Source organism: Streptomyces sp. NPDC050743 (genome assembly GCF_044456925.1).
GTDB lineage: Bacteria > Actinomycetota > Actinomycetes > Streptomycetales > Streptomycetaceae > Streptomyces.
Genome location: NZ_JBITGJ010000004.1, coordinates 139,615 through 166,457, shown reverse-complemented (window position 1 = coordinate 166,457; position 26,843 = coordinate 139,615). Strand labels below are relative to the sequence as shown.

12 protein-coding genes are annotated in these 26,843 nt (G+C 69.1%); all 12 read left to right on the top strand.

Features of this window, described 5'->3' with window-relative positions; translation table 11 throughout:
* Nucleotides 1-16 precede the first annotated feature (16 nt).
* The 12 genes from ACIBJF_RS06550 (at nucleotide 17) to drmC (ending at nucleotide 26,656) form a co-directional block, all read left to right on the top strand.
* A complete protein-coding gene (locus tag ACIBJF_RS06550; RefSeq protein WP_399172589.1) occupies nucleotides 17-1,810 on the top strand; it encodes a type IV secretory system conjugative DNA transfer family protein in 1,794 nt (597 codons plus the stop codon).
* A 130-nt stretch (nucleotides 1,811-1,940) separates the two neighbouring features.
* Nucleotides 1,941-3,212 carry a DNA cytosine methyltransferase gene (locus tag ACIBJF_RS06545; RefSeq protein ID WP_399172588.1) on the top strand — a complete coding sequence of 424 codons (1,272 nt, stop codon included), beginning with the start codon at nucleotides 1,941-1,943 and terminating at the stop codon, nucleotides 3,210-3,212.
* Nucleotides 3,212-4,339: a DnaB-like helicase N-terminal domain-containing protein gene (locus tag ACIBJF_RS06540; protein WP_399172587.1), complete on the top strand. Its 1,128-nt coding sequence runs from the start codon at nucleotides 3,212-3,214 to the stop codon at nucleotides 4,337-4,339. The genes ACIBJF_RS06545 and ACIBJF_RS06540 overlap by 1 nt, the downstream gene beginning before the upstream one ends.
* Before the next feature lie 310 nt (nucleotides 4,340-4,649).
* Nucleotides 4,650-6,200, top strand: coding sequence for a hypothetical protein (locus tag ACIBJF_RS06535; RefSeq protein WP_399172586.1), 1,551 nt, complete (start codon nucleotides 4,650-4,652; stop codon nucleotides 6,198-6,200).
* Nucleotides 6,197-7,021, top strand: a complete 825-nt coding sequence (locus ACIBJF_RS06530; protein WP_399172585.1) for a hypothetical protein — start codon at nucleotides 6,197-6,199, stop codon at nucleotides 7,019-7,021. Before ACIBJF_RS06535 ends, ACIBJF_RS06530 begins: the two co-directional genes overlap by 4 nt.
* Before the next feature lie 11 nt (nucleotides 7,022-7,032).
* Nucleotides 7,033-11,493, top strand: coding sequence for a hypothetical protein (locus ACIBJF_RS06525; protein WP_399172584.1), 4,461 nt, complete (start codon nucleotides 7,033-7,035; stop codon nucleotides 11,491-11,493).
* A complete protein-coding gene (locus ACIBJF_RS06520; RefSeq protein ID WP_399172583.1) occupies nucleotides 11,490-12,542 on the top strand; it encodes a Wadjet anti-phage system protein JetD domain-containing protein in 1,053 nt (350 codons plus the stop codon). The genes ACIBJF_RS06525 and ACIBJF_RS06520 overlap by 4 nt, the downstream gene beginning before the upstream one ends.
* Before the next feature lie 370 nt (nucleotides 12,543-12,912).
* Entirely contained in the window at nucleotides 12,913-16,116 is a 3,204-nt protein-coding gene (gene drmD, locus ACIBJF_RS06515) for a DISARM system SNF2-like helicase DrmD (RefSeq protein WP_399172582.1), read from the top strand.
* On the top strand, nucleotides 16,113-20,144 hold the full coding sequence (locus tag ACIBJF_RS06510) for an Eco57I restriction-modification methylase domain-containing protein (RefSeq protein ID WP_399172580.1): 4,032 nt from the start codon (nucleotides 16,113-16,115) through the stop codon (nucleotides 20,142-20,144). Before drmD ends, ACIBJF_RS06510 begins: the two co-directional genes overlap by 4 nt.
* Nucleotides 20,141-23,899 (top strand): DISARM system helicase DrmA, encoded by a 3,759-nt coding sequence (gene drmA / locus ACIBJF_RS06505; RefSeq protein WP_399172579.1) that lies wholly within the window; start codon nucleotides 20,141-20,143, stop codon nucleotides 23,897-23,899. Before ACIBJF_RS06510 ends, drmA begins: the two co-directional genes overlap by 4 nt.
* The gene (gene drmB / locus ACIBJF_RS06500) at nucleotides 23,896-25,929 is read left to right on the top strand and encodes a DrmB family protein (protein ID WP_399172578.1); all 2,034 of its coding nucleotides are present in this window, start codon (nucleotides 23,896-23,898) and stop codon (nucleotides 25,927-25,929) included. Before drmA ends, drmB begins: the two co-directional genes overlap by 4 nt.
* Entirely contained in the window at nucleotides 25,922-26,656 is a 735-nt protein-coding gene (gene drmC, locus ACIBJF_RS06495; protein WP_399172577.1) for a DISARM system phospholipase D-like protein DrmC, read from the top strand. The genes drmB and drmC overlap by 8 nt, the downstream gene beginning before the upstream one ends.
* Nucleotides 26,657-26,843: the final 187 nt, after the last annotated feature.

The following is a 26,843-nucleotide window of genomic DNA, read 5'->3' as shown; positions in this document are numbered from 1 at the left end:
GAAGGCACGTAACCCTTTGCCCCCTACCTCCGCCAACAGTTCCACCGACGGGTACGACATCGTCCTGCGCCTCCTGATCGGCGTCGCAGCCGTCGTCGTCCCCCTGTCCCACCTCGCCTGGCTGTCCGGCAACATCACCGCCTACCTCACCGGAGGCGGCTGGGCGCCGTACCAGCCGACCACCGCCCTGCTCCACCCCCAGCGCCTCTGGCCCCACGCGGGAGAAACATCCCTGCTCATCGGGGCACGCGTCGTGCCCGTTCTCCTCCTCCTGACGCTCGGGACAACAGCGGGCATCCTGTGGGCCCGGCACAAGAACCGCAGCGGCGGCCGGAAAAAGAAGATCACCGGCATGGCCAAGGCACGGGACATCCAACCGCTGATGGCCAAGGCGATCACCGACAAGGCCCGCTCCCTGCGCCCGAGCCTGAAGGACGCCAAGCACATCGAGGCCCGCGACACCGGCATCCTCCTCGGCAACCTCCAGGGCACCAAGCACGAGATCCGCATGGGCTACGAGGACGTGGCCGTCGCCATCATGGCGCCCCGCTCGGGAAAGACCACCTCGCTGGCGATCCCGTCCATCCTCAACGCGCCCGGACCGGTCCTGCTGACCTCGAACAAGGCGGCCAGCGACGCCTACACCGCCACCGTCGACGCCCGTGGTGCGGTGGGACGGGTTTGGTCGATGGACCCGCAGCAGATCGCGCACGCCGCCCGCGAGATGTGGTGGAACCCCCTCGCCGACGCCAAGACTCTCGACGGCGCCGGCCGCCTGGCCGGCCACTTCCTCGCCGCTTCCGTGGACGCCTCCCAGCAGGGCGACTTCTGGTCCAAGGCCGGATCCAACATCCTCAGCCAGCTCTTCCTCGCCGCCGCGCTCGATGACCGGCCGATCACCGACGTGATGCAGTGGCTGGCCTTCCCGGCCGACCGCACCCCGCTCGACATCCTGCGCGACCACGACTTCACCGCGGTCGCCGCCCAGCTCAAGGGCAGCGTGGAGGGACCGCCGGAGACCCGTGACGGCATCTACGAGACCGCCCGCCAGTACGCCGCCGCCCTCCTCAACAGCGAGATAGCCGCCTGGGTCACCCCGCAGAAGGACGTCGCCGAGTTCCGGCCCGCCGAGTTCGTCACCTCCACCGACACCCTCTACCTCCTGTCCAAGGACGGCGGCGGAGGCGCGTCGGCGCTGATCGCGGCGTGCGCGGACTCCGTGATGCGGGCCGCGACCGCCCAGGCCGAACGGGCCGGCGGTCGGCTCGACCCGCCGATGCTGGCGATCCTGGACGAGGCCGCCAACGTCTGCAAGATCAGCGATCTGCCGGACCTGTACTCCCACCTCGGCTCACGCGGGATCATCCCGATCACGATCCTGCAGTCCTACCGCCAGGGCCAGAAGGTCTGGGGAGACGCGGGCATGGACGCCATGTGGTCAGCCGCGACCGTCAAGGTCATCGGATCCGGTATCGACGACCCGGACTTCGCGGACAAGCTGTCCCGGCTGATCGGCGACCACGAAGTCGAGACCACCTCCACCTCAACGTCCGAGTCCGGGAAGTCGACGTCCGTGTCGATGCGGCAGGAGCGGATCCTGCCCGCCGATGCGATCCGCGCCCTGCCCAAGGGCACCGCCCTGGTCTTCGCCACCGGCATGCGCGCCGCGATGCTCGACCTGCGCCCCTGGTACGCCGAGCCCGGAGCCGGCGAACTGGCCGCCGCCTCTGCCCGTGCCTCCACGGCGATCACTGCCCGTGCCATCACGAAACACGCACCCAGCCAAGCCGACTTCGGATCGGCAGCATGAGCAGGACACGCCTGGACGAAGCCGACGAAGTGCAGACGGGCGCCGAGGACAGATGTTGGCCCGAGCATGGCCTCGTCACTTGCCGCGGCGATGCGGGTGCGTCGAAACGGCACAAGTTGGGGCTGGCCACGTGATACTCGACCTCTTCGCGGGGCCGGGCGGCTGGAGCCGAGCACTGGGCGTCCTCGGAGTGCGCGACGTCGGCCTGGAGTGGGACGAGTGGGCCTGCAAAACCCGTGCGGCCGCTGGCCAGTTGACGATCCGGGCCGACGTGGCGATGTATCCGACGGGGCCCTTTATCGGCCGCACGAGTGGGCTGATCGCTTCCCCTCCGTGCCAGGCGTGGAGTATGGCTGGCAAACGCCTCGGTCTGGTGGACCAGCCGCTGGTGCACGCGGCGGTCGAGGACTTGGCCGCCGGGCGGGACACCCGCGAACGCCTCCTCGCCGCGTGCCGTGACGAGCGGTCGCTGCTGGCGGCTGAGCCGATGCGCTACCTCCAGGCCCTGAACACGGTCGGCGAGCCTGAGTGGGTCGCTATGGAGGAGGTTCCGGACGTCCTGCCGTTGTGGAAGCAATACGCGGCCGTCCTGCGCGGATGGGGCTTCTCGGTCTGGTGCGGGATCCTCAACGCCGCCGACTTCGGCGTCCCGCAGACGAGAAAGCGGGCGATCCTGGTCGCCTCCCGGGTCCGTACGGCACAGCCTCCCACGCCAACGCACTCCCAGGTCGAGGAGCCGGAATCCCTGTTCGGTCCGGGCCGTGCCCGTTGGGTCAGCATGGCCGAGGCCCTGGGATGGGGCGCGACCGACCGACCCGTCCCGACCGTCTGCGCTGGCGGAGGGCCCGGCGGCGGACCCGAACCGTTCCCTTCCGGCTCGCGAAAGACGCTGTCCGACGCCCGGGAGCGCGGCACCTGGGTGCCCCAGCCGGACGGAGTGGTCCTGCAGTCCCGCCGCGAAGGAGCCGGTTGGGCTGCCAAGCACGGCACCCGTGAAAACCGCGCCGCCAGCGCCCCTGCGCCGACCTTCACCGCCGAAGCACACCGATGGTCTTGGTCCCTACGCAGCAACAACCAGGCCAACGCCACCATCCGCCCGCTGTCCGAGCCGGCAGGCACGCTGTTCTTCGGACACGGAGCGAACGAGTGCACCTGGGTTGCCGAACCAGTGTCGGCTCTGGCCAACGACACGGACGCGCCGGCGGTGCCGGAGCCGATCCGGATCACTGCCCGGGAGGCCGGCCTCCTGCAGACCTTTCCCGCCGACTACCCGTGGCAGGGCAACAAGGGCCAGCAGTTCTCCCAGATCGGCAACGCCGTCCCCCCGCAGATGGCCGCGCACCTGCTCGCTCCACTCCTCGACAAGCCCTTCAACCCCGACGACTTCACCCTCGCAGCCTGATGCCCTACACCACCCCCGATCCCGACGAGGAAGACGACCTCGACCGCGTCCCGGCACCGAAGCCGGTCCATTACGCCGAACAGGCCCTGCTCGGCGCCCTCCTCCTCGAACCGGCACGTCTGGCCGACACCGGCACCCTGGCCGCCGACCACTTCGACAACCACGCCCACGCCAACCTGTTCACCGCGATCCGCACCCTTCCACCGCCCGACCCCGACGACCACGCCAAGGACACCGCCTGGCTCAACCAAGTCCTGGAGCGTGCCCGCCCCCACGCCCCCGGCCTGAACGCCTCCTACCTCCACGCCCTCATCCAGTTCTGCCCACAGCCCAAGCACGCCGCGGCCTACACCCGGATGATCCGCGCCGACCACGCCCGCCGAACCCTGCGCCTGCACGCCGAACGCCTCGCCCATACCGCCACCGACCCAGCCGGGCCCGACCCGGCAGCCGCCACCCTCATGCAGGCCGACGCCCTCGGCCGTGTCCTGGACAACCTCGCTGGGCAGTTCGCCCCACACCCCGGCTCCCTCCCCCGCACCACACACAGCGGGGATGTCCCACGGCAGGCTGGCGAGGAGGAACTGGACGAAGAACGTCTCCTCCTGGCCACCGCCACCGCCTACCCGGCGAATGTGCAGCAGATGCGGTGGCTGGCCGCGGAGGACTTCATCCTTCCGCTGCACGCCGCGCTCTGGCAGTCCGTCACGGCGCTGGTCCACCGCGGCGACATGGTCGACCCGATCACCGTCCTCGGCGAGGCCCAGCACCACGGACTCCTCACCGACTCCCTCACCCCCCGCGACCTGATGGCGCTGGTCTCCATGCCCGCCGGCTCCCCCGAGTACTGGGGCGAGAAGATCCTCCAGCGCGCCCTCCTCGCCCGCGCCCACACGGTCGCCGACCGGATCACCGCCTACACCGACGACCCCGCCAACACCCCCCACCAGCTCATCACCGGCAGCCGCCGCGCCCTGGCCGACCTCAACGCCTTGCGTACCCGCTGGAACCGCGCCACCTCACCCACCCCCGCGTCCACCACAAGTGCACCCGCACGATCCGCGCCGCTTCCCCGGGCCGGCCCACCACACCGGCCAGCCCTGTCCGCCGCGCGCACCCACCGATGACCTCACCCTCCGGGCCCGGCCAACCCACGGCAGGGGCCCCGGACTCGAATCGAGCCCACCCCATGCACCAGAGCCCCCTCAAGGCCCACGTCCGCCTCGACACCCACCCCGCCCACCCCAGCGCCGTGACCGCCTCCCTCACGGGCACCCACCACCGAACCGCCCAAGCCATGCTCGCCGCGCGCACACGGGAGGTGCGCGCCTCTCTCCCCTCTCACTGTCGGCCGTTCTGGTTCGGTCCCAGCGCAAATGTCAGTGCCGCGTTTTAGCGTGAACACCAAGTGGAAAAAGGGCGATTGGAGCCTTCGGGGTGATCTTTGAGGAGCCACGGGCGGTCTACGAGAGCATTACCTCACGCATGAAGGCGCTGGCGGTGGTCCGCCCGCTACTGGCGCTCGACAGCAGCAAGGCCAAGGCCGAGCGGGGGTGGGAGGGCTACCGCCTGGCTGAGCTGGCGCTGGCTGCGATCGATGTCGTCACGCTGCGCACGGACATGCGTACGGCGGTCCGCCAGGAGACGGTGGTGGACCATGTGTCCGAGTTCGCCGCGCTGCAGCTGCCGGGACGCCCGGCTGAGGAGTACCGGGCCGTCGCGCGCTGGGTGACCGAACGGCTGATCAACACCGAGGAGCGCGACCGGGCGTTCCGTCACGCGATCGGCAGCGTGACGGACGAGGGATTCCAGACCCGTATGACGTCGTTCCAGATCCTCAAGGAGGTGCCTGACCATGTGGGGCAGGCGGCGCTGATTGCCACGGATGCGGCGATCACCGTGCTGGTGCATGCCATCGACGTGGACATCGCTTCCGAACAGATCGCTGCCGAGGCCAAGTTGGAGGCGCTCCTGAAGCGTGCCCGTATCGGTGAGGCGTGGCAGATCGCGCACACGGCCCGTCTGCAGAGCATCCGTTACGCCAAGGACATCCATGGGCGTATCGAGGCGATGAAGCGGAACGTGCGGGCGGTGGACTGGGATACGGAGGTCAAGGAGACTGTCGACGATGCCCTGGAGCACGTCCGGAGCCGTTCCGCGACTGAGCAGCAGCTCAAGGAGCGAGTCGACCAGCTGCTGGAGGTCACTGACGACGCGCACAAGCGTCGGCAGTTGGAGGGGCTGGGGGCGCTGATCGTCGAATGCATGCAACGGCATTCGGTGCTTATCGACATGCTGTTGAAGGTCGGCCCGGAGTACCGGCGCCAACAGGACCGCCAGGTGTTCGTGGCGCCGACGCTACACGCCCGGGTGCACATGCACGAGCAGCTCCTGCAGCCGGTGATGGAATTTTCCCTGGATGCCTGCCTGGGGCCCTTGGAGGCTTTCACCAGGGCCGTCCTGGGCCCGCAGCAGCCCCGCGTGATGTATCTGCCGGACTATTTCGAGGCCCTGGCCCGCGTCAGCGAATCGGCCGCGGGGGACCTGGTACCGGTCGCACACGACGACGACCCAGGTGACGGCGAGCACACGGCCGTGTTCAGCGACGCGCAACACGAGGCGGTGGACGTCCTGCTGGACACGGCCACCGACCAGGGAGTGCGGCTGTCCGCACTGCTGAGCTCCACCCGCCTGCCCGGCCCCGGCATGGGTCCTGAATCCGGCACGGACGCACTCCTTGCGATGCGCGTGCAGCATCTCTTTCGCCAGGTGCCGGTGCGTCAACTGGCCGTCGGCGAGCCTGCCGTCGTGGCTGTCGACGACGGCACCGAGCTGGTGGACGAACGCTTCGGCGGCAGCGACTTCCTGCTGATCCGCACCCAATCGCAGCCCTCGGTCCCACCCAGACCATCCGATGCCCCCACCGCCGACGACAACCGGCTGTCGACGGTGACGCCCATCCCCGACCGTGACCAGGAGAGCGCGTGAGCCAGCACGAGGACATCTTGGACGCCGCCCGGATGGTCGCCCTGGCCTTGGCCCGTGGCAAGGCACCGGCCCGCTCCGGGGAGTACGCACGGCTGGTCCGGCGCTTCGAGACCGAACCGGACTTCGCCCAGATCGTACGGAAGATCGCCCAGGGCTTCGACCTGACGGTGCTGGAGGTCCACCGCATGCCGGGCCTGGTTCTGGGGACAACCCCGGAGACCGACTTCGCCGTCTCGGTGGCCGACCTGGTCCCGCAGACCGCCGACCGGCCGCTGTATCTGCTGGCCCAGCTCGCCATCGCCTCGCTGGCCTTCCCTCGGCCCGAGGACCTCGACGACGACGCGTACGTCGGACGAGTCTCAGTCAAGCAGGTGGACGAGGAGGTCCGCTCCCTGGCCCGGGCCATCGAGCACCGGCTTGCGCAGACCGACGCCGACACCGATCCCCCGGCCGACCAGCCCGGTCTGGAGGGACTGTGGCGGGCCTATCTGCGGCGCAACGCCACCGGCACCACTCGGGCGGACAAGACCCCCAGGACGGTGACCTATTCACTGGTGCGCCGGGCTCTGACCCACCTGGCCGAGCACGGCTTCGTGCGGAAGGTGAGCGACGAGGACGCCGGCACCTACGCCACCAGCGTCAAGTACCGGCTGCAGATCCGCGACCAGGCCGCTGGCGACATGCTGCGGGAACTGGCGGCCCTGGGCGTGGCCGCCCTGCCCTCCCGCGACCAGGCCACCACCTCCGAGTCGGCGGCAGACAGCGCTCTGAGTGCCGATGACACCCTGCCGGGTTCGCCGCTGCCCACTGACCTGCCGTAAGGACGCCTGCCATGTATGAACTCAACCGGATTCTGCTGCGCAATTTCGGCCCCGTCGACGCTCGGTACGAAGACGTCACCCTGGACTTCTCCGGCGTCGGCCCAGAGGTGGAAACCGCCTCGCTGATCCCGGCCGCCGGCCATGTCACCCACCGCCCGGCCCCGGCCAACCTGATCATGCTGCAAAACGGCGGCGGCAAGGGCGTACTGCTGACCGGCATCACCTGCACCACCATCCCGCACCGCCACCAGGATGTGGAGACGCTGCGCAACTTCACGGTGTCCCTGGCACAGCCCTCCCACGTGGTTCTCGAATGGGCCGACGCGAGGACCGGACGCCTGCTGGTCACCGCCCAGATCCTGGCGCCGGACCGCGAGGGGAAACTGCACCGCCGCTTTTACAGCTTCCACCCGGCCGCCGCCCTGGACGCCGACCGTCTGCCCTTCCACCACGACAGACACTGGCTGCCCTTCGAGGACTATTGCACCGAGTTGCGGGACGTACAGCGCCGCGTCGACGCCCTGGAAATGCGCATCGAGGACGGCCAGGAACGATGGGAGAAACACCAGCGCACCCTGGGCCTGCAGCCCGATCTGTTTGACGTGCAGCGCCGGATGAACGCCAAGGAGAGCGACGCGGCGGCGGCATTCACCACCACCACATCCGACGCCTTTGTGGACTGGCTGCTGCGCAAGGCCACCGATGACGACCAGTACGCCGAGCTGGGCACCGCCTTCCACTCCTACGCCCATGCCCACGACCAGCGCGCCGCATGGGACAAGGAACGACAGTTCGCCCTGACCATGCAACGAGCCTGTGGCGAGGTCGCCATCCTTCACCAGACCCGGCAGAAGACCGCCCACGCCGCCGAGAGCGCGCAGCAACGGCTCGTGCACCTGACCGCCACTGTCCAGCTCCGCGAGCAGCAACTGTCCGACGCACTCACGGTCCACGCCGACGCCATCACGGACACCTACCGCGCGCACGAGGAGGCAAAGCGGGCAGCCGAGCGGGCCGAGCAGCGCGTGCACCACGTACGCCATCACGCCAGCGCCCTCGAACTGGCCACCGTCCGGGCAAAGCAGCGCGGCGCCGAGCAGGACAAGAAGGAGACCGAAGCCGAAAAGACGGGCTGGGAGACGGTCCCGGTGGCGCTACGCCATGCGCATGCTGTGGACGATCACACCCGCGCCCAGGAAGCCCTCAGCCAGGCAGAGCGCACCGCCGCGCCCTACCTCCGGGCCGTCCACCAGGCAGCAGCCGACCTCCGTGCTGGGTACGCCAGCGCCGAGGCCGCCGCCCAGGACAAGGTCCGCCGACTGGCCGAGGCCAACCAGCAGACCGAGACCGACATCGAGCAGTGGCAGCACCGCCGCGAACAGCTCCTTGAAGACACCGGCGCGGCTCAGGCCGATCTCCGCACGCTCCGCGAGCAGATCGACTCCTTCACCACCACGCTGGGTCGGGCGCGCCATGACCGGCTCGTCGAGCCGGACGAACTAGCCGGGGACGCCGCGGCCCGCGCCGAGGCGCGCACCCGCCACCTCGACCAGCTCATGGACGAGGCCAAACAAGCACGTCAGACTGCCCGCACCGGGCGGGACCATGCGCACCGGCACCTGGCCGACACGCAGCGGCAGGCGCTGTCCGACCGTGCCGCAGCTGATGCGGCGCTCGCCCAGACCGACCGGCTGCGCAAGCAGGCCACAGCGGTCCAGTCCCTGCCGCTGTGCGCCGACCTCCTCGAAGCCGCGCCCGACGAGCTGCGCGCCTCCGACGCGTTGGAATGGCTCCATGAACATGCCACCGTGCTGGGGGAGACCGCCGGACGCCGCATCGCGAACCTGGAGACCACGCTCACGCGGACCCGCCTCGGCCTGCGCGAGGACCAGGACCTGCTCGACGTGCTCGATACGAGCGGGGGCCTGCACCCGGCCAGCGCTGCCGTGCGGCGCCTGTGTGAGGACCTTGTCGCGCACGGCATCTCGGCCTGGCCCGGCTGGCGGTGGATGCATGACAACGTGCCCGCCGACGCCCACCCCCAAGTCATCCGCGCGCACCCCGACCTGGTCGGCGGGATCATCGTGGGTGGCGCCGACGGCCTGGACGCCGCTCGCCGCCACCTGGAACACACCCGCCCCCTCCCGGCCACCGCCGTCACCGTGGGCACCGGCGAGCGCCTGCTGCGCCCGGGCTCCTGCGACGACGACCGCTTCGTGGTCGAGCCCTCTCCCGCCCTGCACGACGAAGACGCCGCCGAACGCGAACGAGGCGAGGTCACCGCGCGCATCACGGCCGCCACCCGCCAGCTGCAGGACCTCGATGCGCGCCTGGCGGAGGCCCGAGAGCTGGAGCGGCACCTCGCCAACTGGCGGGACGCCTGCGCGCAGATGCCCGTCCCCGACCGCCTCGCCCAGCTGAACGACCTGCAAACCACCGCCGCCGCGTCCGAGACCGCCGCCCAGGAGGCCCGCAACGCGGCCGAGGGTCACGACTCCGCCCTGCACGAGGCGGAGCAGGCGTACGAGGACCTCGTCGACCGGGCCGGTCAAGCCCAGCGCGCCCTGCACGTCCTCCGGCAGCTGGCCGACGCCGAGACCGAGGCTGGCCAGGCCCGCGACCGCATCGCCGCACTGACCGCGCAGTGCCAGGAGTGGCGGACCGAAGCCGACGATCTGCGTGCCGCGTGCAAGCGGGCCGAAGCGGAGCTGCTGCGCCGCGCCCAGGCCGTCGAAGCCGCCCGGCAGGAGGCCGACAGCCACGCCGAGAGCCGTCGGGCCGTCCCCGCCCCGCCCGGCGGCGACGCGGCCATCGAACCAAGCGCACCGCACGAGCCCCTCCCCGTGCTCAAGCACCGCTACGAGCAGGCCCTGGACGAGCTGCGCGCCGTCCAGGTCGGGGAAGACCAGCAGCAGCGCGCCGCCCGCGCCGAAGAACACCTGCTGGTGTGCCAGAAGGAATGGAACCAGGTGCCCGGGCCTATTCAGGCGCTCGCCCAGAAGTTCAGCGCCGATTCCCGAGCCACCGACGAGGTCCAGCGCCACGCCATCCTGCGCGACCTGGAGGGACAGCTCACCAACCACGACGACCGGCTCAACGCACTGCGCGACAAGGAGAGCGAGCTGAAGGTGCGCACCGGCCACCTTAAGTCCGCCGCCGCGGCAGCACCGCTGACCGGCGAGGAGGCCGCCGCCTGGACGCCGGCCACCCTGGAGGATGCCACCGCCCTGAGTGCCCGCGCGGCACAGGAGCTGGAGAATGCCCGTACCACGGAGCGTGCAGCGTCCGAACGCTACAACGGCGCCCGCCGCAGCCAGGCCAACAGCAGCCGCGACCTTGCAGCGTTCCGAGCCGTCCTGCCGCTCCTGCAAAGCGCCGCCCACGGTCTCGACCTGCCCGCCGCCGCAGAGCCCTATCCGGGTACCGCCGAGGCTGCCGAGACAGAGGCCCGGCAGGCCGCCGAGGAATATCGCACCTGCCACCAGGCTGCCCGCGACGCCGACCGTGCCGTGGAAACCGGCGTCAGCCGCCTCAAAGAGGAGGCCGCCGACGTCCGCTTCGAAGGACTCGACATCCCGCTGCGCACGCAGATCTCCGCCCTGGGCGGCGCGAAGATCCCTGCCCTGGCTGAGAACTGGACCCAGGCGCTCGGCTCCCGCATCGCCGCACTGACCAGCGACCTGGATGCCATGGCCAAGACCCGCGATGCCCTCGCCTCCCAGCTCGGCGCCCACGTCACCGATCTCCTGCACCGCCTCGACCAGGCCAGCCGCTTCTCCGCCTTCCCCGACGGCGACGCCCCCTGGGCCGGACAGAAATTCCTCACCATCCGCTACAAGAAACCCGACCAGCAGTCCCTCGCCGCCTCGATGCGCGAAACCGTCGATGCCCTCGCCCAAAACCCCCGTACCCGCAAACTCAAGGGCATCGACGTCGTCCTGCGCTGCCTCAAGGAGGCCGTACCGCGCGGATTCACCGCCGAGGTCATGAAGCCCAACGCCGCCAAGCGGATCACCCGCGTGCCCGTGGAGAAGATGGGCACCACCTTCTCGGGCGGTCAGGAACTCACCGGCGCCATCCTCCTCTACTGCGCCCTGGCCGCGCTGCGCACCTCGCCCGGCCCCCGCAGCCGCACCCGCAACGGCGGGCTGCTGCTCCTGGACAACCCCATCGGCCGCGCCAACGCCGCCTACCTCGTCGACCTCCAGTTCGAGATGGCCGCCGCCCTGGGCATCCAGCTCATCTACACCACCGGCCTGAGCGACGAGGAGGTCACCGTCCGCTTCCCGATGTGTATCCCGTTGCGCAACGACGCGGAAGCCCGCGCGGGCCTGTCCCTGATCCGCCTCGACGAGCGCATCCGCCACGCCCTCGTCCCCTCCCCGCGCATCGTCCCCGACGACAGCGCCGCCGTCCCGTCCGGCTACCTCCACTCCGCGCGCCTGTACACGAAGGAGACCCCCGCTCAATGACCGCCGGTTCTCCCCCTCCGCTGTCACCTGCGGCGGCCAGCCTCAGCGCCGCGCTGCAGGCCCGCGCCGAGAAGGCCACCGTGTCCCGCGCCACCCTCGTCGAAGCATTCACCGCCGCCCTGCCCGGCCTGGCCAGTGGCGAACACGCGCGCACCGCGCTCGCCACACTCCTGCACGAACTCGCCGACCACCGCCTCCTCAACCTGCCCACCAGCAGCGCCCACTGGGACGCCGGCCGACCACGCCTGCCCGAACAAGTACGCCTGCCCGCCACCACCCCGGCGACGCCGCGTGCACCGCGTGAACCCGTCTCGTGGCGCCCGGAACTCGACTGGGCATACACCACCCGTCTCACGTCCGCACAGACCGAGGACCTCCTGGCGTGCAACCGCTGGTTCCGGGACAGCAGCAACGCCCCCGACCGGCGTACGCCGATCCCGCTGCGGGAGCGGTCCTACGAGGTCTTCCGCGACGAGAAACGCCTCGACGCCCTCATCTCCGGCGCGCTGTTCGCCCCCGGTCGCCTCACCCTCGATCAGCTGGCCACCTTCCGCCAGCCGCCCCCGCTCGCCCACCACCAAGTCGGCGACGGCGACACCCTTCTAGTGGTGGAGAACAGCGACACCTACGCCACACTCCACGACCTGCTCTCCAAGCAGCCCGGCCGCACCCGGTTCATCGCCTTCGGAGCCGGACGTTCCTTCGAAGCCTCCGTCAGCCGCCTCACAGAACTCTCCGGCATCCACCGCATTCTCTACTACGGCGACCTCGACGCCGACGGCCTGGCCATCCCGGCTCGCGCGTCCCTCACCGCCCTCCAGCACGGCCTGCCCCCGATTGAACCGGCAACTGACCTCTACCGACTCCTCCTCGGCCACACCCCCACGCCCTCCGCTCTCGTTGACGACGACCGTGGCCAGACGCTCACTGCCTGGCTGCCCGCGCCCCTGTCCACACAGGCCCACGATGTACTCACCGCCGGCCAGCGCCTCGCGCAGGAAGCGACCAACCGCAACCAGCTCTCCGTCGACTCCAGTTGGCGCACTTGACGTCCTGTTGACGACCGCCGCCGACCCCGGCGGCGTACACCACCGGAGGTCCCGCCCCATGGGTGAGGGATAGGAAGTGACGATCGAGGGCAGGGAGGCATCTATTCCAGCAGGGGGAGCCATGCCCGAGTGTGTTTTGGTCGAGATCGCGCGGGGGTGCGGGCAGAAGCCCGCGCTGACGGGCCCTTGCCAAGACGACCCTTCCGTAATCCGCTGACCACGGTGTCCGCGAGTCCTGAGGACTTGCAGCGGGCCGTAGCCCGGTCGGAGATACTGGTGTTTCTGTGACCCCCTGCGGCCTGATGCTATCCCTATGCGCCTGGGTGGTTACGCTCCGGCAGTGACGGCATTGGTGAAGGAGTCTGCCCAGGTGGGGACGGCGACGGAGTATCCGCAGGGATCGGCGAGCAGCACCCCGACGACGGCGGCCATTCCGCCGGTCCCAGAGCCGGGACAGGTCGTCAAGGTGCGGGGCTCCACCTGGGCCGTATCCGATATCCAGAAGCAGGGCCTTCCCCGAAGCCCCGCCGACGAGGGGGCGCCGGGGCTGACGCATGTGGTCAGCCTGCAGTCGCTGGACGAGGACCGGCTCGGGCAGGAGCTGACGGTGGTCTGGGAGCTGGAGGTCGGGCACACCGTCGCCCCGAACCAGGGGCTGCCGGAAACCGTGCGAGCCGAGACGTTCGACGACCCGAACACCCTCGCCGCGTTCGTGGACGCCGTCCGCTGGGGTGCGGTCACCTCGGCGGACGCCAACTCCTACCAGGCCCCCTTCCGCAGCGGCGCAAACGTGGAGGCGTACCAGCTGGTGCCGCTGAGCCGTGCTCTGCAGTCGTCGCGTACGAACCTGCTGCTCGCGGACGACGTCGGCCTGGGCAAGACCATCGAGGCCGGCCTCGTCGTGCAGGAGCTGCTGCTGCGGCACCGTGCACGATCCGTGGTGATCGTGTGCCCGCCGAGCCTGTCGCTGAAGTGGCAGGACGAGATGCGAGAGAAGTTCGGCCTCGACTTCGTCATCGTCAACAGCGAGCTGATGGCGAAGGTGCGGCGGAGCCACGGGCTGAACGCCAACCCTTTCCGCCTCTTCCCGCGCGTGATCGTGAGCATGGCGTGGCTGCCGTCACTGCGGGCGCAGCGCCTGCTGCGCGACGTGCTGGCCGATGTGCGCAGCGCGGGCACGGCCAGGCGGTACGCGTTCGACGTGCTGGTGGTCGACGAGGCGCACCATGTGGCGCCGGCCAGTCCGACGACGGCGCCGGGGCAGCGCGGCTACGCGGTGGACAGCAAACGGACGACGGCGACCATGCGGCTCGCCGAGGCATGCGAGCACCGGCTGTTTTTGAGCGCGACGCCGCACAACGGCTATTCGGAGTCGTTCACCGCCCTGCTGGAGATGATCGACGGCCGCCGGTTCACCCGCGGCGCGAGCATCGACGAGCAGGCACTGAGGGAGGTGATGGTGCGGTGGCTGAAGACCGATCTGCCGGACAAGGGGTTCAAGACACGGAAGCTGGGGACCCTCCCGTTCACGCCGTCGGAGGAGGAGCAGCAGCAGTTCGCGCGGCTGGAGCGGCTGCTGGCGGACAGTGCCCGGGCGAACGGCAAGGGCTCGGGCGGCGACATCGTCGCGATGCTGCTGAAGAAGCGTTTCCTGTCCAGCCCGTGGTCGTTCGCCCGCACCCTTGAGCTGTACGAGGGCGCGGACGGCGGCGACCGGCAGCTTCGGATGGACGACGAAGACCAGTACTACACGGAGGTGCTGGGCAGCGGCCAGTCCGACGAGGAGGAGGGCGCGGCCGAACACCCCGAGTTCACCGCGCTGCGCCACTCCAAGGGCTCGGACCCCCTAGTCGCGGCCACCAGCAGCGAAATCGCCTCGCTCATCGAGTGGGGGCGCCGCTATGAGCACAAGCCGGACTCCCGGCTGGAAGAACTGCTGACCTTCCTCGCCGCGGTCTGCCGGCCGGACGGCACCCATTGGACCAACGAACGCGTCGTGGTGTTCACGGAGTACGCGGCCACCCTCGAATGGATCGAACGCGTCCTGCGGCAGCGCGGCTACAACGACGTACTGGAGGTCATCCAGGGCTCGACCCCGACCGAGGAGCGGGAGAAGATCCGCGCCCGGTTCACCGAGAGCCCGGACAAGCACCCCGTCCGCGTCCTGCTCGCCACCGACTCCGCCGGCGAGGGCATCGACCTGCAGACCCATTGCCACCGCCTGGTCAACTTCGACATCCCCTTCAACCCGTCCCGCCTGGAGCAGCGCATCGGCCGGATCGACCGGTACGGGCAGACGAAGCACCCTGAGATCTTCCACTTCGTGCCGGTCTCCAGCTCCACGACGTATGACGCGGACATGAAGTTCATGGGGATCATCGCGACCAAGGTCGGGCAGGCCACCGAGGACCTCGGCAAGGTCAACCAGGTCATCGATGCCGAGGTGCAGGAACACTTCGCCCCCACCCGTACGGTGCGCAAGGCCCGGCTGACCGCGCCGGACGATGGCAACGAGGTGATCACCCGCGTGCTGGCCGGCGGAATGGAGCTGAACCGCCGGCTCACCAAGCTCTCCGAGACGTACCACGAGAGCAAGGCCGCCATGCATCTCACGCCCGCAAACGCCCGCCGGGTGGTGGACACGGCGCTCACGCTGACCTCGCAGCCCCCGCTCGTCGAGATCGGCGACGACCGCACCGAGGCGCAGGTCTTCGGGATCCCGAACCTCAGCCGCTCCTGGCAGCCGGCCCTGCGTGGCCTGGACACCCGCCTGGAGCCTGGCGTCCCGCGCCCCATCACCTTCGACGACCAGGCCGCGCAACACCGCACCGACCTGGTCCACATCCACCTCGGGCACGCCCTCATGCAGCGCGCCACCCGCACCCTGCGCTCCGCGCTCTTCAGCACGGACTCCCCGGTGCACCGGGTCACCGCCGTCATCGCCCCGGGCCTTCCCGAGTCCTGTGTCGCCGCCGTCTCCCGGCTCGTCCTGGTCGGACGCGGCGGGCTGCGCCTGCACGAGGAGGTGTTCCTCACGGGCGTCCGGCTGCGTGGTCAGGCACTTGCCGAGTCCAAGGTCGAGCAGGTCCTCGACGAGACCCTCGACTCCGCCGATCTGCTCCTCGCCGATGAGAAGGTACGTGCTCACCTCGCCGAGCAGTGGAACGACGATGGCTCCCGGCTGCGCACACGCCTGCTGACTGCGATGGAACGCAAGAGCGCCAGCCGTCAAGAGAAGGTCACCGAGGCGCTCACCCAGCGCCGGGACGCCGACATCAAGCGCGCCCACGAGATCTTCGGCGCCTTCCGGCTCAACCTGCGCGAGTCCCGTGACCGCCTGGAGCAGGCCATCCGCGCTGAGGAAGAGCTTCTGTTCACCGACGACCAGCAGAAGCAGCGACGACGGGACCTGCACCACATGAACGAGCGCCTGGACAGCCTGGACGACGAGGAGGCGCGCGAGATCGTCTCGATCCAGGAGCGCTACAGCGACATCAGGCCCTACGTATCCGCCGCCGCGGTCGTGTTCGCCCTCGCCCCCGAAGACGCGAAGAACGGAATGGTCAAGGCATGAGCCGCCGCTACCCCCCGACCGCCGCCGGCCTGCACCGCGCCTGGCTCGAACTCGTCGACGCCGACGGCCCCTTCCTCGCCGTCCCCGCCCTGGAACGTGTCTATCCCCAGGGCATCCCCCAGCCCGACTCCCGGGCGCTCGACGCCATCAAGGACGCCAAGCCAGCCTTCGAGAAGGCATGGGAGAACTGGGACGAGCACCCGGGCGACGAAGCTGCCCTCGACCTGTACCGCGAGGCCCGCGACACCTGGGTCGACCTCGTCCTGCGCCAGGGCTTGCGCTGGGGCGCCTCCTACACCGTGCCCGCCCCAGCCGCCGCCGAAGTCCGCTCACCCGATTACACCGTCACCGTGCGCGCCGACGGCGCGCTCGTCCACGGCGACACCACCGGGGCTCTCGTCCTGGTCACGGACCCCACGGACTCCCTGCGTGATCCGCTCACCGACGGCTGGTCGGCCAGCCCCATCGACCGCATGGAAGAGCTGCTGCGCGCCTCGGACGTCCCCATTGGAGTCGTCACCGACGGCCGCTGGTGGGCGATCGTCAGCGCCCGCCCGCAGACCATGGTCGCCTCCGGCATCGTTGATGCCCAGACCTGGATCGAAGAGCCCCATACCCGCAACGCCTTCATCGAACTCCTCCAGCGCCGCCGCCTGGTCGGCGGCAAACAGCAGGACCGGCTGACGGAACTCTTCGGCGAGTCCGTCACGGCCGCCGAGAAGATCACCGAAGCGCTCGGCACCCAGGTCCGCCGCGCAGTCGAACTCATCGTCCAGGCCCTGTCCGAAGGCGCCCTGGACGCACAGCGACGCGGCGAGCCCGACCCGCTGCCAGCGGCACGGGGCGAGGTCTACGAGGCCGCCGTCACCGTCATGATGCGCGTCGTCTTCCTCCTCTTCGCCGAAGAACGCGGGCTGCTGCCTCAGAGCCGCCTCTTCGCGATGGGATACGGCATCAGCGACGAACTCGACCTCCTCGACGCCCGCGAGAAGGAGGAAGGCGAACAGGCCCTCGACGCCACGTCCCTGACCTGGCACCGGCTCCTGGCCACCTCGCAGGCCCTGTACCGGGGCGCGAGCTTCGAGGACCTGCGCCTTCCCGAGTACGGCGGCTCCCTCTTCGACCCGGCCCGCTTCCCGTTCCTCACCGCTTGCGACTCGCAGGACACCTTGACCATCACGGTCAGCGACCGCGTCATGCTCGAAGTCCTGCGCGCCGTCCAGATCGCCCAACTGCCCGGCGGAGCACGACGGATCTCCTTCCGTGACATCGACGTCGAACAGATCGGCTACATCTACGAAGGTCTGCTCGGCTACTCCTGCGAACCCGCCGAAGAGATCATCGTCGGGCTGACCGGCAGTGCGGGATCCGAGCCCGAGATCCCCCTCGCCGCCCTCGAAGAACTCAGCCAGGCCAAGCGCACCGAGACCGCGCTGGCCGACGCGATCCTCGCCTGGATCAAGCAGCACCAGCCGGCCGCGAAGCCGTCCAGCAAAGCTGCCCTCACCAAGGCCCTGAAGGCGGGCGAGACGCTGGACGACACCGAGATCGCCCTGCGCGACGTCACCGACGACCCCGAACTGCGCGACCGGTTGCGCCCGTTCATCGGCATTATCCGCCGCGACCTGCGTAACCGACCGCTGGTGGTGGAGCCCGGCGGCGTTCTGCTGGTGGAGACTCCCTCACGCGCCTCGGCGGGCGCGCATTACACGCCCCGCTCGCTGGCCGAGGAGGTCGTCCGGTACGCGTTGGAGCCCCTCGTCTACTCGCCCGGACCGCACCAGACCGCGGACCAAGATGCTTGGCGGCCGATCGACTCCGACCAGATCCTCGACCTGCGCATCGCCGACATCGCCTGCGGCTCGGGCGCCTTCCTCGTGGCCGCGGCACGGTACCTCGCCGACCGGCTCGTCGAGGCGTGGCAGCGCGAGGGCGTGGCGTACGGAAGGACACCGCACGACCTGCACGTCCACGCGATAAGGACCGTCGTCGCGACCTGCCTGTACGGCGCCGACATCAACGGCATGGCCGTGGAGATGTGCAAGCTGTCGCTGTGGCTGGTGTCGCTGGACCCGAAGCTCCCGTTCTCGTTTGTCGACGACAAGGTGCTGCACGGCAACGCGCTGCTCGGTCTGACCGACGCCGACCAGCTGCGCCGCCTTCACATCGACCCCGCCGCGGCCGGCAACCAGTTCAGCATCTTCGCCCTGGACGTGGACGACATCCTGGACCAGGCCAGTCGTTTGCGTCGCCAACTGGCCACCGAGGTCGATGACAACGACCCGCAGCGTTCGGCCGCTACGAAGCGACGTCAGTTCCGCCGGTACCAGGAACTGACGGCGCAGCTTGCTGACGTCGCGGACGGGGTGATCGCGTCCGGGCTGCGGTGGGGCGGAAAGCCAGGGAAGCAGTTGAAAGCCGCATACGAGAACCTGCGCATCGCGGTGGAGACCGCGTACCCGGCAGACGGCGGGGACGCGGACCGGATGATGCTCAACAGCATCCAGGAGGCCGGGCTCACTCCGACAGCAGCGACGGATTACGAGCGGTGGAAGCCGCTGCACTGGATCCTGGCCGTGCCAGATGTGATGGAGCGGGGTGGGTTCGACGCGGTCATCGGAAACCCGCCGTTCCTGGGCGGGACTAAGATTTCCGGAGCGCTGGGCGGAAACGTTCGGGATTGGTTCAGCAACGTACTGGCAGGTGGACACGGTGGCGGCCGCGCAGATATTGTGGCGTATTTCTTCCTTCGCGCTAAGGAAATCTTGGCTTCGAAGGGCAACCTCGGCCTAATTGCGACCAATACAATTGCTCAGGGTGACACCCGAGAGACGGGTCTCGACCTCATCGTTAGCAACGGGTTCACTATTACCCGGGCAACACAGAGTCGCCCATGGCCTGCCGTAAGTGCCAACTTGGAGTATGCGGCAGTATGGGGAAGTATGAACGAGGTCCCGGCAGAGGTGCCGCGAATGGCTGATGGCGTCCCGGTCAGGCGTATCTCGACCCTCCTGGAGGCAAGCGGTCGAGTCGAGGGGCATCCAGTTAAATTGCTCGAGAATCGAGGCGTAACATTTGAAGGATGCAAACCTTATGGCGGCGGTTTCGTAATCACGCAGGAGGAGGCTGCGGACTGGCTAAAGGCAGACACCAAGAATGCCGAGGTCCTGTTCCCGTACCTTAACGGCGAAGACTTGAATTCTCGCCCGGATTCGTCGCCCTCTCGCTGGATTATCGACTTCAACGATCGCACGGAGTCTTCCGCCCAGGAATACGCTCTACCGTTCAATCGGATCCTAGAAGAAGTCAAGGGCGAGCGAGCACGAAAATCCAAGGCGGTGAGAGATGCGCCATGGTGGTTGTTTTTCAGGGCGCGTCCGGCCATGAGGGCGGCGATCTCGGAGTTGAGTGAAATGCTCGTTCTGACGAGGCACTCCGTGACTGTTATGCCTTGCAGGGTCCCAAAGGGGCCCATCCCTAGTGAGGCCACCGTCGTCTTTGCCACAGAGTCCTTCTCTGATCAGGCGGTGCTGTCTTCGAGTCTGCATCAGTTGTGGGCAATTATGTACGGGTCGACCATGCGGGCAGACATTCGCTACACCCCGTCGGACGTATTTGAAACTTTTCCGCGCCCGGTATGTAGCGATAGGCTATCCGAAATGGGGAGGGTGCTTGATTCGGAGCGGCGAAGTATCATGCTCCGTCGCGGCCTGGGGTTGACCAAGCTTTACCATTTGGTGAACGACTCAAACATTGATGGCTCTCTGGACGCCGATGTCGCTCGTCTCCGTGAGATTCACATCGAGCTCGACCATGCGGTCATGGCCGCCTACGGCTGGGACGACGTCCCACTGGGCCACGGCTTCCACACTTACCGCCAGGTGGAGCGCTGGACTGTGAGCCCCACTGCCCGGGTGGAGATCCTCGACCGCCTCCTCGAGGAAAACCATCGCCGCGCTGCTTTGCAGGGTGTTGTCAGTCCCACCGACAACAATGAGGCAACCGAGGAAGAGGAGGGCGACGAGTGACCACCCCCCGGCGCGACGGCGCCCAACCCGCAGCGGCAGCCGGCACTCCCCAGGCCCTGGCCTATAGGCTCGCTCTCGACCCCGACGACCGTTCCTGGACGGCCCGCGAGAACCTGGTCGACATCCTGGAGCGTGAGCTCCTCGGCCCGGCCAACGGCCCGGACGAGATCCTCGACGGTGTCCCTGACTCGGCGTACTTGATCGGCCGGATAGCGCCCGTACGGCTCACCGCCGGCCAGGATGACCCCAGCGAGGCAGGGTCGGACGACGCCGCGACCGACGTGGGCGACGCTGTGGACGCCGCTGAGAGCCGGGGCGTGCCGCTCACCGCCGTCGACGACAGCAGCGCGAGCTCGGACGAGGACGAGGTCGAGGACCAGCCACAGAAGCGTGGACTGATGATCCCGGCGTCGATGGGGCTGCGCTTCCAGATCCCCGACGATCTGGACGAGTTCACGGTGACCGCATCGTGGGGCACGTACGAGCCGGTGAAAGAGAAGCGTGGCGAGGGCGTCGAAGCTGGCGGGGGCGAGGGCGCGGCACCCGCTCCGGCTCTCCGTCGCTTCCAGCGCACCCCGCACGCCATCGCGAAGACGATCAAGGTTGCCGACCTGAAGCCGTCCCGCACGACCGAGATCGTGCTCAAGGACAAGGTTCTACTTCGGGTGGATCGTTACGACGACTCCGAGCGTGGCTGTCGGCTGGTCGAGGTGGCGTTGTGCAATGACCGGGAGACGCCTCGCAAGATCCCGGTCGAGGCGTGGCTGTACCAGACCAAGCTGTCGGTGTCGGCCGGTGGAGCTGAGGTGTTCCTGCCGGTCAATGACGTACTCCTGGACACGCGCGAGGAGCCGGACGACGAGCTGCGGCGGCTGCGGCTTCAGTACCGCAATCGTCTGGAGTTCGCCCATGGCCGGACCTGCTCGGTGGACTGGGAGGTAGCCGAGGGGGCGCGCCGGGCAAGTGAGGTCTGGACGACGTGGCTGCCGGTGAGTGAGACGCCGCAGACGGCCGCCGAGGAGATCGGCGCGGCCCTGCTGGACATGCGCAAGCTCCAGGAGGCGTCGACCGACGAGCTGCGTACTGGTCTTGAGCCGATCGTCGCGGGTTACACGGCCTGGCTGGATGGCGAGGAGCAGCGGGCCGAGGCGCTTCCGCAGCATCTGCGGTCCGAGGGTTTGGACGCGGTCACCGAGGCGCGCCGGGTGCAACGCCAGCTTGAGGAGGGTCTGAAGCATCTCCTCGGGGACAAGGAGGCGTTGCGCTGCTTCCGGTTCATGAACCGGGTGATGGCTGATCAGCGTGTGCAGTCCCAGGTCGCAGAGCGGCGGGCGAGTCGGCCGGAGGAGAGCATCGAGGAGGCTCGCGAGGCGATCCTCACGGAGAAAGGGGCCCTGGCGCATTCGTGGCGTACCTTCCAGCTCGCCTTCGTGCTCATGCAGTTGCCGTTGCTGTCCGACCCGGCGGCCGAGAAGCGGTCGGGGGATCTGGCCAAGGCGCAGCTGCTGTTCTTCCCGACCGGTGGTGGCAAGACGGAGGCGTATCTGGGTCTGGCGGCGTACACGTTCGCGATCCGTCGCCGCCAGGGCGTCGTGGATGCTTTCGACGGTCCGCTGGACGGCCGGTCCGGGGTTGCCGTCCTCATGCGGTACACGCTGCGCCTGCTCACCGCCCAGCAGTTCCAGCGCGCCACCGCCCTGGTGTGCGCGGCGGAGTTGGCGCGGCGCGATGATGTGGCGACGTGGGGGGACGAGCCGTTCCGGATCGGCCTGTGGGTCGGTACCGATGTGAGCCCGAAGCGGTACGACGAGGCCGCCGAGCAGTTGCAGAAGGCCCATGGGGGTCGTGGCTATCGACTGACGGTTCTGCAGATCCAGCGCTGCCCGTGGTGCGGGACCCGGGTCGAGGCGCGCGATGTACGCACGGAGCCCGCGCTGCGCCGGGTGTACGTGTACTGCGGGGACGAGCTGGCCGACTGTCCGTTCGCCGACGGCGGTGATGTGCCGGACGGGCTGCCGGTGCTCACGGTGGACGAGGAGATCTACCGGCTCGCGCCGGCGTTCGTCATCGCGACCGTGGACAAGTTCGCCCGCCTGGCGCGGGAGGGCGAGGCCGCCTCGCTGTTCGGGCACGTCTCGCGGCGCTGTGAACGGCACGGCTTCGTGCATCCCGACTATCAGCAGTGCGACATCAAAGACGGCAGCAAGCACCCCAAGAAGAACGGCTTGCCGGCGGCCCCCATTCACCCGGCCACGCGGCTGCGCCCCCCGGATCTGGTCATCCAGGACGAGTTGCACCTGATCACCGGAGCGCTCGGCACGACGGTGGGCCTGTTCGAGGTGGCCATCGACGTGATGACCGACTGGTGGACGAAGGACGGGCGCCCGGTGCGTCCGCTGCTCGTCGCCTCCACGGCTACCGCCCGAAACGCGTCGGAGCAGGTGCGTGCGCTATACGGACGCGACGTCACCATCTTCCCGCCGCAGGTCCTGGACGCAGGCAACACCTACTTCTCCAAGGAGATCCCGGTCTCCGAGAAGCACCCGGGCCGCAGGTACGTCGGGATCAGCACGACCGGCGTGCGCCTGACCACAGCGGAGATCCGTGTCGCCGAGGTGCTCCTCGCCGGCGGGCAACTGCTTCTCGACCGCTCCGGCCGCGCGGCCGATCCGTACATGAGCCTGGTCGGCTACTTCAGCGCCACTCGTGAACTCGCTGGCATGGCTCGATACATGAGCGACGACATCCAGACGGCGCTCGCCAAGGGCCGCCCCTGGTCGAGGCTCCCGCGCCGCACCGGCACCGACTATGGTTCGCTGCACGTCGCCGAGCTGACCTCGCGCGTGGCCAGCGCGGACATCACCGCGACCCTGGACCAGATGGCGACGGCGTTCGACCCGGACTTCGACTCCACCGCAGGCAAGCGCAACCGGCGCGCGCTCAGGGAGGCGAAGAAGCCGGAACCCACGCGTGAGGTCAATCCGTACGACGTGGTCCTGGCCACCTCCATGCTCCAGGTGGGCGTGGACGTGACTCGCCTTGGGCTGATGCTTGTGGTCGGGCAGCCGAAGAACACCGCGGAGTACATCCAGGCGTCTTCCCGTGTCGGCCGTACCGCGGACCGGCCGGGCCTGGTGGTCGCGCTCGGGAACTGGGCGCGGCCGAGGGACCTCGCCCATTTCGAGCAGTTCCGCCACTACCACGAGACGTTCTACGCCCAGGTGGAGGCACTGTCGGTGACCCCGTTCTCGGTGACCTCGCTGGAGCGCGGCCTGGACGGCGTGCTGGTCAGCGCCGCCCGTGTCCTGCAGGCCGCCAAGGCCAGCCAAGGGCTGTCCCCGGAGGACGGGGCGGCCCGTATCGAGGCCGAGCAGCACTTCGCGGGCGAGCTCGTCAACGCCCTCGTGCGTCGCGTCGCGCGGGCCGGCGACGAGGATGCCGCCACCCGCGCCCGCCTACGCCTGGAGAACCGGCTCGACCAATGGGGCAAGCGACGCAAGAGCCTCATGGAGGACCGTAAGTCGCTGGTGTACGAGAGGGTTCTGGACGACGGCCGGCACGACGCGCTGATGATGAGCGCGGAGAACGCCAAGGCTGGCATCGACACCCGCGACGCCGCGCCGTTCATCGTGGCGAACTCAATGCGCGAGGTGCAGCCGGAGATCAACCTCCTGGTGAGCCCGATCAAGGAACGACTGGTGTACCGCGCACCCGATCATGCCCCTCAGTGGAAGATGCCGGAGGACAACTCGTGAGTGACGAGACGCGCTTCGTCTACGACGTCGCCCACGCCGTCGACCCGCTGGGCGACCTGGAACAGGAGGCGGAAAAGGCCACCAAGCACAACCGTGCCAAGGTCGGCTCCGCCCGCCCCTCTTCCCTGCTCTACACCTACGGCCCCGGCGCGATCATGGACTTGCCACAGTTCACGATCATGCCCACCGGCCTGGACGACTGGGACCGCATCTGGCGGCGCCGCGACTCCGCACCCCCGCAGATCCACGCCCCGCGCCTGCGTGACGTGGTCCGGATGATGCTGCGTTCGCCCGACGTGCAGCTGCGGCCGTATCCCTGGCAGCCGAAGAAGCACAGCCGGTCCGCCGAAGGCAACGACCTCGGAGTGCCCTCCCGGGTCTTCCCGCAATGGCTGCGGTGCACGGGCTGCGACATGCTCGGACTGCTCACTCAGTTCGACTACCGCAACACGCATCCCTTCCGCACCGACCTGGCCGTCTTCGAGCACGCCAAGTGCACGGGCCGCGCGGGCGCCGGCACCCGAAAACCGATGCGCCGCACCGCCATCCCGGCCCGTTATCTGCTGGCCTGCGTCGACGGACACCTGGACGAGTTCCCCTACGACCTGTGGGTGCACCACGGACAACCGTGCAGCAAGGCGGAGCTACCCGTCCTGAAGATGGTCGACCGGACCGCCGGCAAGGGAGCCTCGGCCGTCATCCACTGCGCGTCCTGCGACATGCGGCGGCCCATGAACGAGGCCCAGGGCGAGGCCGGCAGGGCGAAACTCCCGCAGTGCCGCGGACGCCACCCCCACTTGGACGCCTTCGAGCCCAAGGGCTGCCGCAACGAGACCCGGCTGATGCTCGTCGGCGCATCCAACCTGTGGTTCCCGGCCACCCAGTCGATCATCGTGATGCCGGAGTCCCAGGAGGAGCAGGCCAACGACCTGGCCGACCGGGTCCGCACCGCGCTGGGCGACAAGCTCGCCAAGTACCGCGACAACCTGGACCTGATCCGGGACCTTCTCGGCATGGACGGCGGCGTCAACGCCACCAGCCTGTCCGACCACGACCTGGAACAGGTCCTTCAAGCGGCCTCCGCCCCCACCGACACCCCGGAGCAACAGGAGGAGAAGCTCCGCGACTGGGACCCGGTCGACCTCCTCGTCCCCGAATGGCGTTACCTGCTGCGTGACATCGTCGGCACCCGCGTCGAGGACCCCAAGAGCGGGCTCACCCTAGCCACCCGCAACCGGGGCGACGCCCTGCAGCCTGAGATCACCCGTGTGCTCGCGGTCGAGCGCCTCCGCAAGGTGAATGCCCTGGTCGGCTTCACCCGCATCGACGACATGGACCGCGTCGGCGACCTCCCGCGCCGCCTGGCCCCACTGACGCGTACGCCCCGGCCGACCTGGACCGTGGCCACCGAGGACCGCGGCGAAGGCATCTTCCTCCAGCTCGACGAAAACGCCGTCGCGGCCTGGGAGAAGCGCGTCCTGGACACCGACCTGTGGAAGCTCCATCGAGAGGCACACCGCAGAAACTTCGAGCGCCGCTTCTCCGACACCGCTGGCCAGATCGACCCCGACAGCCGCCTGAAGCCCCCGCGCTACTGGCTCGTGCACACCCTCGCCCACATCCTCATCCGCGAGCTTGCCCTGACCTGCGGCTACTCGGCCGCCAGCCTCAGCGAACGCCTCTACGCCTGGCCCGCCGCCGAAGGCCGCGACCCCGCGGCCGGCCTTCTCATCTGCACCACCGCCTCCGACAGCGACGGCACCCTCGGCGGCCTCGTACAGCTCAGCGAGCCAACACGCCTCCAACGGGTCGTCAGCAGCGCGCTACGCAAGGCCACACGTTGCTCCTCCGACCCCATCTGCTCCAAGCGCACCCCACAGGATCCCGAGGACTTCCTCCACGGCGCCGCGTGCCACTGCTGCGTCATGGCCTCGGAGACCTCCTGCGAGCGCGCCAACCGCTTCCTCGACCGCCGCTTCTTGCTCGACCTGCCCGGCAGCGACCTCGGCTTCTTCCAGGCCCATGAGTGACGCGGACGCGCCACGCCAGCTCGGCCGGCTCCTGACCGGAACCGAGGCCAAGGACATAGCGGACCGCCTGGCCGACGGCGACACCTTGACCACCGCACTCAAGGTCGTCGCGGTCGGCCAGCGAGCAGAGGTCCGGCGGCTACTGGAGGCGGTGGCCCGAGACGCTGGAGCGACGTATCAGCAGGTTCTGGTCCTGCGGGCGATCGAGGGGGCACGGGCACTTCCGACCACACTGTCACCGCTGTGGACCATGCCCGGACACCTCGCCCAGAGCGGGCCGCTCACCGCCTCAGTCACCCGCCTCGTGGACAGCGCCCGCCACGCGATCACCTGCTCCACCTTCAACTTCCAGCGCAGCTCGGCACTCTGGGTGTCACTACGGACGGCCGCACAGCGCGACGGCGTCGCGGTCCGCGTCTACATGGACACCCGGGCCGCCGACGGCAGCGGACAACACTGGTCCCCGTCGACCACAGAGGTAGCCGCCCACCTTGCTCCGGCCGAGGTATGGCGGACCAAGGAATTCGACGGCGGATACGTCCGCAATCACGCCAAGTTCCTCGCCATCGACCACCGCCTCCTCCTGGTCACCAGCGCGAACTTCTCCTGGAGCGCAGAGAACAACAACGTCGAGTTCGGCGTCCTCATCGACAACCCGAACCTCACCGAAGCCGTCGAGCGCGAGCTACGGGAGGCAGAGGGGGCCCTATACGAACAGATCCCCTGACGGGCCGGCGCTGGGCACCCGCCAGCCCAAGGTCGGGCACTTCGGCGCTACAGCATCGATAACGCGCAGGACGACACCGCTCCGTTCCGCCCAGTGGCTGGGCCGGCTACCGCGCCAACGCCACCCTCACCGCCTCCCCCGGCAAGCTCGCCGATCCCGTACATCGACCCACTGACACCCACGTCCG